Genomic DNA, 10,330 nt, shown 5'->3' on the forward strand with positions numbered 1-10,330 from the left:
ACCTGCCTGTTCATTATCATAGTTGAACAGATCCTCGTTCCACCGCAACTATTTTGACTTTTTTATCATTCCTCCTTCCTTTCCCCACTAACAATTCCTTGTATAAATCCTTTTTGTAATCCTTTTTGTAATCCTTCTTGATTCCCTTATTTTAGACCTTGAACATATCCTTCTTTTCTTAAATCCTACTTTAGGGTTTTCAATGTTTTTGATAACCTGGTGTATGTCTCCTTTGGATGAAATGTTTTTTAACAAAAGGTTGAATATTATTAAAATACTATATGTGTTTTTAGATTAATGTAAAAGCCATACTAATAAAGTCCGTATTATTGTACTATCCTTTGAATAAATCCGCAATAATTTTTCAATTCTGTCAATGGTTTTTAGAAACATTTCTTTATCACCGCTTTTAACTTTTATCAATTTATATATATTCATACGCGCCAGAAATAAAATTTTTAAATATGATGTTTGAATTTTTTAAAAATTTATAAATTTTTATTGCATAATACATATACAAAACTACACTATGCAGCAGTATCTGCTGCATAGATGAGTACTTCATTTATTCTACAAATATATTACAAATACGAGGTAGCGTTATGGCAAAGATGTACTACGATAATGATGCTGATTTATCAGTTATTTCAAACAAAACCATTGCTGTAATTGGATATGGCAGCCAGGGTCATGCACAGGCACAGAATTTACGCGATAGTGGCTGCAAAGTAATTGTTGCTGAACTTCCTGGCACTCCAAACTACGAATTAGCTGTTTCTCACAATTTCAAACCTGTTAGTGCAAAAGAGGCAGCTGAAAAAGGCGATATCATTCAGATATTAGCCCAGGATCATGTGCAGGCAAAACTATATGAAACCGAAGTAAAACCTCACCTTAAAAAAGGCAAAACACTGGTATTTTCCCATGGCTTCAATATTCATTTTGGCCAGATTGTTCCACCTGCTGATGTTGATGTCATCATGGTTGCTCCAAAAGGCCCTGGACATCTGGTACGCAGTGAATATGAAAAAGGGGGTGGAGTTCCCTGCCTCATTGCAATTCACAATGATGCAAGCGGTAGAGCAAAAGAAACAGCTCTTGCCTACGCAAAAGGAATAGGAGCAACTCGCGCAGGAGTTATCGAAACCACCTTTAAAGAAGAAACCGAAACAGATCTTTTTGGCGAGCAATGTGTACTATGCGGTGGGGTATCTGAGCTTGTTAAAGCTGGTTTTGATACACTGGTCGAAGCCGGGTATCAGCCCGAGATAGCATACTTTGAGTGTTTACATGAACTAAAACTCATTGTTGATTTATTCTATCAGGGTGGAATAAACTATATGCGATACTCAGTATCCGACACAGCAGAATATGGCGACTATATGGTTGGCAAACGCATTATAACCCCTGAAACACGCAAAGAAATGAAAAAAGTTTTGGAAGAAATACAGTCAGGTCAGTTTGCACGACAGTGGATTCTGGAAAATCTGGCAGGACGGCCACAGTTTAATGCAATTAAGAAACGTGAACGTGAACATCTTATTGAACGCGTTGGCCGTGAACTTAGAAAGATGATGAAGTGGATAGATAGTAAAGAGGTATAAATTCAATTTGGTAAGGGTGCGATTTTAACAATCACACCCTTATTTTTTTGCAACCTGTCTCAACTATTCCCTGTCTATAATAACAACCACAACACATATATACATAAAAACATATAAAGAGGTTGTTATGAATAAAAAAGTATTATTAGTATACCCTGAAATTCCACTTACCTATTGGAGTTTTAAATATTCCCTGGAATTTATTGGGAAAAAGGCAGTTTTCCCACCATTAGGATTGCTTACCGTTGCAGCAATGCTACCGCACGATTGGAAAATTGATTTAATTGATTTGAATGTATCTTCATTTGACCATACATTACTTCCACAATATGATATGGTCATGATTTCGGCCATGCTTGTTCAAAAGCAATCTTTTGCTGAAATTGCATCATTATGCAAAGAATACAATGTCCCTGTAGTAGCTGGAGGTCCTTACCCAACATCATTATGGCAATCAATTCCTAATGTTGACCACTTTGTTTTGAATGAAGCCGAAGTAACATTGCCAAAGTTTCTGCACGATTTGCAGTATGGTATTCCTCATCATGTGTATACTTCACACGAAAAACCATCACTTGATGTAACACCAGTTCCACGATTTGATATTATTGATCTAAAACCATATTCAAGTGTGCCATTACAATTTTCACGGGGTTGCCCATTCAACTGTGAATTCTGCGATATTATATCATTATTTGGTAGAAATCCACGTACAAAATCACCTCAACAATTTTTGGCAGAACTTGACGCAGTGTACGCAACTGGTTTCAGGGAATCTATTTTTATTGTCGACGATAATTTTATAGGCAATAAGGCAAAAGCAAAAGAGTTATTAAAAGCAATTATTACTTGGCAGATTGACCACTCATATCCATTTTCATTTCAAACCGAAGCAAGCGTAAACCTGGCTCATGATAAAGAACTCATGCACTTAATGTATGAAGCTGGTTTTGATATGGTTTTTTTGGGTATTGAGACACCTGTAGTTTCTTCACTTCAGAAAGCAGGTAAAACACAAAATACCAAAGAAGATTTATTAGAAAATGTCAAGATAATTCAGCAACATGGCATGGAAGTCAGTGGCGGTTTTATTGTTGGTTTTGACGATGACCCTGAAAATGTCTTTGATCTGCAATCTGATTTTATACAAGCATCAGGCATACCTATTGCTATGGTTGGGATATTGGATGCACTTCCAAATACCCGTCTCTACGATCGACTTCAAAACGAAGGACGTCTTATCTGTGAATCAAATGGAAACAATACACATAAATTAGCACCAAATTTTATCCCTAAAATGCCAGTAAAAAAACTCATAGATGGCTACATCAATCTATTAAAAACAATTTATTCACCACCAAATTATTTTAAACGCTGCCTTACATTAATAAAAAGGGTCCCTGCGAATAGAGTTGTTTACAGGCAGTTCACTTTTAAGGAATTCAAGGCGCTTGTGCTATCGCTTATAAAACAAGGATTTTCAAGCTATTCTATTCATTATTTTAAATTTTTAATTAACACTCTGCGAATGCGTCCAAAACTATTTTCTGAAGCTATTGCCTTAGCCATCAAAGGATATCACCTTTTTAAGATCACAGAAAAATTAGTAGCAGAATACAATAAATCCTTGAAAGAGGAAGAAATAACTGATACAGTTGACCAAGTACTTATAACTACTATGCCTGTTAATCCAATCAATACAGGTATGGTACATACTGACAATCGTTAGGAGGCAAACTACAAATGTCAGCACCTTCGGTAGCAGTTCAAATTTTAGTTACAGTTATTCCCATCCTGGGGATAATAGCTGGTTCCATTGTCATTTTTTTCTTTCTGTATTTTAATCACAAACAGAAATTGCTTTTAATTGAGAAGGGATTGTATCAAAAGATTTCCTTTGATTTTGATGCATTCAGCCTGTTCAGCGGATTTTTACTTACAGGTGTGGGAGCAGCTTTAACTCTTTTTTTTGTACTTAAAGACGGCATTTCATACGCACTTATTGGAGGACTTGTTCCACTGAGGTTGGGAATAAGCTTTATTATGTATTACTTTGTTAAAGTGAAAACCAGTATAAAATGACAACATTACATGATGAGTACATTATACAACAGATTCTTAAAGGTAAGCATGATTTATTCAGGATTATTGTTGAGCGATATCAGAATATTATTTTTTCTTTAGGAATGCGTTTTTTTAAAAATTATGATGAAGCAACTGACTTTACTCAGGAGATATTTATCAAAGTGTATAACAATTTAGATACATTTAAAGGTATTGCATCATTTAAAAGTTGGTTGATGAAAATTGGCTATAACCATGCAATAAATAGGCTCAACTCAGTAAAAAATAATAATGTTGAATACAATGATAGCATTGACGGTTGCTCCGACCCCGAAAAGCAGGTGATTCACGATGAACTACAAACTATTCTTGAAGAAGCTGTGAACAGCCTCCCTCCTGAGTATAGGGTATGCATTGATTTGTACTTCTATGTTGGATTACCCTTTAAGGAAATTTCACACATTACTGGATTTCCGGTTAATACTATCAAATCCTATGTATACCGGGCAAAGCAGCATTTACGACAGGCGTTAAAAGGCACAATAGCGGAGGATTATTATGAAATGTGAAAAAGCCATTGAAAAATACTTGATGCTTGACAATAACAAGCCAATACCACTATCCGTACAAATACATTGTATATTGTGCTCAAAGTGCAGAAATGAAATTAATAATCTAAGTAAAGCATTTTCATTGCTTAAAAATTTTGCACCCTACACTATTAATCTTGATAATGTAATAATGTCAAAGATTTATTCACAAAAGCAGTATTACAATAAAGTATCCAACCTTAATTGGATAGCGGTGGGATCTGTAATATTCTTAAGTACAGGTCTAATATCATACAGTGATGCTCTCAAATGGCTAACATTGCATTTTGGTACTTCTATTGTTATTCCTTTATACCTTGTACTGGGCTGTGTGGTATCAGGGTATATAGGAAGTTATGTGGCCACGCACATGAAAAAGTTAAGAGCGATAGCACAAAATATTAAATCATTGCTCTAAAGCTCATATAAATAAATACATTACTACATCTACGCAAAATATGGTTACAAAACCTTGTTTACAATTTAATGAGCTTGTGCCCAATTTTTCCCCCACCCAGTATCTACTACTACCGGCACATCAAGTTTGATTGCATTTTTCATTGCACCAATTACTATCTCTTCAACTATTGACTTTTCATTTTCAGGGACTTCAAATACCAGTTCATCGTGCACCTGAAGGATCATCCTGCTTTTTAAATGTCTATCACAAAACATTTTATGTATGTTTATCATTGCAACTTTAATCATATCAGCAGAAGTCCCCTGAATAGGAGTATTTATAGCAATCCGTTCTGCTCCTTCACGTCGGAACTGATTAGTTGAAGTAATTTCTGGAATGTACCGCTTTCGGCCAAGCAACGTTTGAACATAACCATTTTTACGAGCAAAAGCAATAGTGCTTTCAATATATTCTTTAATCTTTGGATATGCAGCAAAATACTTTTCAATGAACTTAGTTGCTTCTTCAACAGAAATATCAGCCTGCTGCGAAAGCCCATAGGGCGAAACACCATAAATTGTGGCAAAATTGATAATCTTTGCCTGTCTGCGCATTGTGTCAGTCACCTCTTCAATAGGCACATTAAAAACAGAAGATGCTGTCTGGGCATGAATATCTATTCCTTTGTGAAATGCCTCAATCATAGTAGGATCTTTTGAAAGATGAGCAGCTAACCTCAACTCTATTTGCGAATAGTCAGCTGAAAACATCAAGCAACCATCGTCTACTACAAAACCTGCTCTGATATTTTTCCCAAACTCATCACGTATGGGAATATTTTGCAAATTTGGGTCGGAAGATGAAAGCCTGCCGGTTGCAGTTACCGTTTGATTAAACGACGTGTGTATTCGTCCGGTCTTTGGGTTAACAAGAACAGGCAACGCATCCACATAGGTTGTCTGTAATTTACTTAATGTCCTGTATTCCATTAAATAATCAATGATTTCGTGCTGTCCAAGTAATGCTTCTAAAACCTGAATGTCGGTTGAAAATCCTGTTTTGGTTTTTTTTACAGGTTTCAGCCCAATTTTTTCAAATAATATGTGCGATAGCTCTCGCGTTGAGTTGATGTTAAATTGAACTCCTGCCAATGAATATATCTTTTTTTCTGTTTCACTAATTTTGTTTGATAGCTCTTTAGATAAAGATTCAAAATGATCTAAATCAATCTTTACACCATAATATTCCATATACGCAAGAACAGTCACCAATGGCATCTCAACGTTAAAAAATAGGTCTAATAAATTTTCATCCTCAAGTTTTTTATACAGAATCTGATATAATCTCAAAGCAATATCTGCATCCTCAATTGCATAGTGTGATAACTTTTGTAGTGGAACTTCTGTTATGTGGCGTATTTTCTTGCCATCTTTTATCAATTCATCATACCGTATCTTGGTATAATTAAGATATTCAGAAGCCAGATCATCCAGATTATGGCGACGCAAGCCCGGATTCAGCAGATATGATGCAACCATCGTATCAAAATATATACCCTTTACAGTGATACCACAGTTGAGCATGATGAGCATGTCATATTTAATATTCTGGCCAACTTTCTTTATGGTTTCGTCCTCAAGAATACTTTTGATGAGCTCTAACATTTGATCTTTTGGTATGGCATTGTACCCCCATAAAGAGCTATCGCCCACCGGAATAAACCAACCCGATTGAGGTGCAATGGAAAATGAAACACCAACAAGTTCTGCCTCCATTGGTCGTGATGAAGTTGTTTCTGTATCAAATGAAACAATACCGGCATTCTTTATTGCTGTAATAACATTTGTTAATGTTTGTATATCAGTGATTGTGGAATATCCTGCTATTTCTTTTATTGATATTGATTTTTCTGCATCAAACAGTTCACGAGCAATGGAATCCATTTCTAATCTTTTAAAAATCTGCCTCACTTTTTCATTATGCAGATCTGGGGTTAATGCGTTTTCAATAGTAAGGGGCAATTGTATATCAGTCCTTATAGTTACTAGTTGCCTAGAAAGATATGCCATATCTTTTTGCGATTCAATTTGTTCTTTGATTTTTCCCGTAAGCTCATGTAAATGCAGGTATATATTATCAAGTGTGCCATACTTCTGCAAAAGCTTGGCTGCAGTTTTTTCACCAATTCCCTTTACACCGGGGATATTATCCACCGCATCACCGGTAAGAGCCATATAATCAATTATCTGCTCTGGCTTCACTCCTAATTTTTCCACAACAGCATTTGCATCAATGCTTTCAAATTCTGTAATGCCTTTTTTGCCTGCATAGATTGAAATGTTTTTATGAGTCAAAAGCTGGTATGCATCTTTATCACCGGTAACAAGTACCACCTTGTATTTACCCGAATATTGGCTAGCAACCGAACCAAGAACATCATCAGCTTCATAATTGTCCATGATGACAACTGTAAAGCCCATTTCTTTTAACATTTCTTTTATTTCTTCTATCTGGCTGCGTAAATCATCCGGCATTTTAGCGCGTTGTGCTTTATACTCCGGATACATTTCAAAGCGGAATGATTTTTTTGGGGGATCAAACGCAACAATAGTATAATCTGGCTTTTGTGTTTGCAACAATCGCAACAACATTCTGAAAAAACCATATATTGCAGATACGTTCTGCCCTTTGCTGTTAATCAATGGATTTCTCTGCAATGCAAAATAAGCCCTGTAACACAACGCATGCCCATCAACTACGAACAATGTTTTCTCTGTCATACCTGTCTATCAATCCCTTTATCTTATTTATAATTTCATGGATATCATACATTTTTTGCCATACATCACAAGCACCCAAATGCATTAATTCATCCTTCATATTTTCATCATAAAAACCGCTCATCATTACAACATCAAGATCAGGATAATTATTTTTCAAATAGCCTAAAACATCTTTCCCTGAAAGCTCTTGCATCTGTACATCGCATAACACAAGTTTTACAGATTTAATATTATTATCAATATACACTAACGCCTGTTTTGGGTCTGTGAATGAAAGTGTAGTAAAACCACCTGTTTTGAGAGCCTCTTGATAAAGCAAGCAAATATTTGAATCATCGTCAATTATAATTATCGTACCACTTGATTTTGGTACTAAATTGCTTGGAGAATCAGTTTTAATCAATGTTTTTGCAACCGGCAGGTAAATAAAAAAACTGGTACCAACTCCAGGTGTTGATGTTACATCAATAAAGCCCTTATGCTGTTTCACAACACCATACACTATTGCAAGCCCCAGACCACTTCCTTTTTCCTTAGTAGTATATAATGGCTCAAAGATATGATTCATATGCTCAGGTGAAATCCCCGAGCCTGTATCCTCTACTGTTATACATACATAATTACCAGCAGGGATTATTTCAAGCATTCCAGTTTTATCATTTACCACATTTGTATTTTCAGTGTATATGCTAATAGTGCCACCATACGGCATTGCATCAACAGCATTTAAAATCAAATTCATGAATACCTGTTGGATCTCAGTGGCGTTGCCTACAATATAAGGATTATATGCATCTAAAAACAATTTAACTTCACATTTCTTTGATAGGGCAGCATGTAATAAGGAAATAGCATTCTGGATAATGGTATGTATATTAATTTCGGTTAGCTGTAATGCCTTTTTCCTTGCAAATGTCATAAGTTTAGATACTATATCTTTTGCGTGATTAGCAGCTTCAAAGATCTTTTCTATTGCAGGCCTATTTTTGTCATCAATTGATTTTTCTAAAAGGTTGGCATATCCCAGTATCACAGTAAGGACGTTATTAAAATCATGTGCAATTTCACCAGCTATCTGGCCAATAATTTCTAGTTTCTGCGATTGCAATAGTTGTCCTTTTAACTGTTCCTGCTGTACAAGTAAATTGGTAATTTCCGTAGTATCATTAACCACACATTCAACTGCCTGCTGCCCCATCCACATAACAGGGCGAATTCTAAACATTACAGGCAGACTTACGCCATCCTTACGTTTCCACACCGCCCTGGAAATAGTATAATTATATTGTAAATCACTACAGAGAGCATTAAACGATGTATACTGCGACTTTACTCCTTCAGCTAATGAATATTCACTGAAGTAATCATCTAATGTTTTCCCAACAATGGTTTCAAAATCAGTACCTGCCAGCCTAGCACCTTCAAAATTTGTAAGAACTATTATATTTTTTTGTAAAATATACACACCAACATTCAAATCATAAATCAAATTTCTGAAGTGTGATTCAAACACCTGAAGTTCATTAATTCGTTTTTTTCGTGTATACAACTGGAAGACAAGAATTGCAAAAAGAAGCGTCAGCAAAATAATACCGACATAAATCATTATCTGTTTTGGAATATCTGGTGGAGGCATAATGGCAAACCATTTCCAGTATAGCATGTCAATAAAATTCTGAGATTTTAGTTGCCGGATACTATCGCTTACAATTTCAGATAAAATTTTATTATGCGTTACAACTGGAAATGCTATTTTTTTGCGATCGTAAACAATATCAGTCCACGTCCCTTTTGTTATTTTAATACTACCCGAAAAATATTTATTCAGTAAATATACTGAATTGAGATAATCATTTAAAACAGCATCCAGTTTACCACCAGCTAGTGCCGCAAAAGAATCAAAGGTATCATCAAAACGTATTGTAGTAATATTGTAACCCTGCTCAACAAGTTTTGTGGCATATTTATCACCCGAAGCATCCTTTTTAACACCAAGTGTCATGTGGTCAAGGTCATACACTGTGTCAATAGAACTATGAGCGGGAACAACCAGTGCCAGGCCTCCTTCAAGATAACTTTCTGAAAAATCAAACCAGGCTTGCCTTTCATCAGTTACATATATACATCCAATTGCCATATCAGCTCGGCCTTCCCTCACCCTGTGCAAGCATATCCTGAAATGTTGTCACGGTAATAGTATATGTGATATTGTTTTGCTTGCAAATTTCGTTTAAAAGGTCAATGTCAAAACCTATGAGTTTCCCATCTTTATACATTACAAACGGTTCATAAATGGCAGTAACAACACGAATATGATATGGTGTTGTATTCACTTTAGCATAAGCAAATACAACACCAAGTGTAAGGGCGATAGTTACTGATAATAAGATTCTTGTAATTAATTTTCTCATTGGTAATATATAGCAATAGTCTGTTTTAATTGTCAAATGTTATTACAAATAATGCTCTGACCCCCAAAAACTCTGTGTACTCTGCGTCCTCAGCGTGATATATTTTTATTTCACGCAGAGATCGCAGAGAACGCGGAGATTGTGGAGTTTTGGCTCTGACCCCTATAATTTACTACGACTGAGTTTAGTTTGATGAATTACAGGGGAGTCATCCTGAACTTGGTTCAGGATCTTAAAATACACACAAATATATGCTCTGACCCCAGCTTACTCTGTGACCTCAGCGCACTCAGCGTGATATATTTTTATTTCACGGAGAGATCGCGGAGAAGGGGGAGATAATTGAATTTTTTAGGCTCTCTATGATGAATAGCAGGGAAGTCATCCTGAAACTTGATTCAGGATCTTGAAATAAATGCTCTGACCCCCGGTGAAAAACATTGTGTCATCCTGAACTTGATTCAGGATCTTGTAATAT

At 35.7% G+C, this 10,330-nt stretch carries 8 protein-coding genes; 5 read left to right on the forward strand and 3 right to left on the reverse strand.

Annotation, left to right across the window (positions count from 1 at the left end; translation table 11 throughout):
* The first annotated feature begins 587 nt into the window (after positions 1 to 587).
* From ilvC to N3F66_13700, 5 genes are all read left to right on the forward strand, one after another.
* A complete protein-coding gene (ilvC, locus tag N3F66_13680) occupies positions 588 to 1,604 on the forward strand; it encodes a ketol-acid reductoisomerase (protein ID MCX8125193.1) in 1,017 nt (338 codons plus the stop codon).
* Positions 1,605 to 1,731: 127 nt separating this feature from the next.
* Positions 1,732 to 3,333, forward strand: a complete 1,602-nt coding sequence (locus tag N3F66_13685; GenBank protein ID MCX8125194.1) for a B12-binding domain-containing radical SAM protein — start codon at positions 1,732 to 1,734, stop codon at positions 3,331 to 3,333.
* A gap of 14 nt (positions 3,334 to 3,347) precedes the next feature.
* A complete protein-coding gene (locus N3F66_13690; protein MCX8125195.1) occupies positions 3,348 to 3,686 on the forward strand; it encodes a hypothetical protein in 339 nt (112 codons plus the stop codon).
* Positions 3,683 to 4,237 (forward strand): sigma-70 family RNA polymerase sigma factor, encoded by a 555-nt coding sequence (locus tag N3F66_13695; GenBank protein MCX8125196.1) that lies wholly within the window; start codon positions 3,683 to 3,685, stop codon positions 4,235 to 4,237. Before N3F66_13690 ends, N3F66_13695 begins: the two co-directional genes overlap by 4 nt.
* On the forward strand, positions 4,227 to 4,676 hold the full coding sequence (locus N3F66_13700; protein MCX8125197.1) for a hypothetical protein: 450 nt from the start codon (positions 4,227 to 4,229) through the stop codon (positions 4,674 to 4,676). Before N3F66_13695 ends, N3F66_13700 begins: the two co-directional genes overlap by 11 nt.
* 65 nt (positions 4,677 to 4,741) lie before the next feature.
* On the opposite strand, the gene polA is transcribed toward N3F66_13700, so the two are convergent.
* Genes polA through N3F66_13715 form a run of 3 tightly spaced genes read right to left on the reverse strand, consistent with a single transcriptional unit; the run spans position 4,742 to position 9,852 of the window.
* Positions 4,742 to 7,438 (reverse strand): DNA polymerase I, encoded by a 2,697-nt coding sequence (gene polA, locus N3F66_13705; GenBank protein ID MCX8125198.1) that lies wholly within the window; start codon positions 7,436 to 7,438, stop codon positions 4,742 to 4,744.
* The gene (locus N3F66_13710) at positions 7,410 to 9,578 is read right to left on the reverse strand and encodes an ATP-binding protein (GenBank protein MCX8125199.1); all 2,169 of its coding nucleotides are present in this window, start codon (positions 9,576 to 9,578) and stop codon (positions 7,410 to 7,412) included. Before N3F66_13710 ends, polA begins: the two co-directional genes overlap by 29 nt.
* Before the next feature lies 1 nt (position 9,579).
* Complete coding sequence (locus tag N3F66_13715; GenBank protein ID MCX8125200.1) at positions 9,580 to 9,852, reverse strand: transporter substrate-binding domain-containing protein; 273 nt, start codon at positions 9,850 to 9,852, stop codon at positions 9,580 to 9,582.
* Positions 9,853 to 10,330 lie beyond the last annotated feature (478 nt).

The sequence above is a fragment of the Spirochaetota bacterium genome (assembly GCA_026414805.1).
Classification (GTDB): Bacteria; Spirochaetota; UBA4802; order UBA4802; family UB4802; genus UBA4802.

Coding starts and splice junctions, on each gene's coding strand:
- polA (MCX8125198.1), bottom strand. CDS start 7,438: ATGACAGAGAAAACATTGTTCGTAGTTGATGGGCATGCGTTGTGTTAC.
- N3F66_13685 (MCX8125194.1), top strand. CDS start 1,732: ATGAATAAAAAAGTATTATTAGTATACCCTGAAATTCCACTTACCTAT.
- N3F66_13695 (MCX8125196.1), top strand. CDS start 3,683: ATGACAACATTACATGATGAGTACATTATACAACAGATTCTTAAAGGT.
- N3F66_13690 (MCX8125195.1), top strand. CDS start 3,348: ATGTCAGCACCTTCGGTAGCAGTTCAAATTTTAGTTACAGTTATTCCC.
- N3F66_13715 (MCX8125200.1), bottom strand. CDS start 9,852: ATGAGAAAATTAATTACAAGAATCTTATTATCAGTAACTATCGCCCTT.
- N3F66_13700 (MCX8125197.1), top strand. CDS start 4,227: ATGAAATGTGAAAAAGCCATTGAAAAATACTTGATGCTTGACAATAAC.
- N3F66_13710 (MCX8125199.1), bottom strand. CDS start 9,578: ATGGCAATTGGATGTATATATGTAACTGATGAAAGGCAAGCCTGGTTT.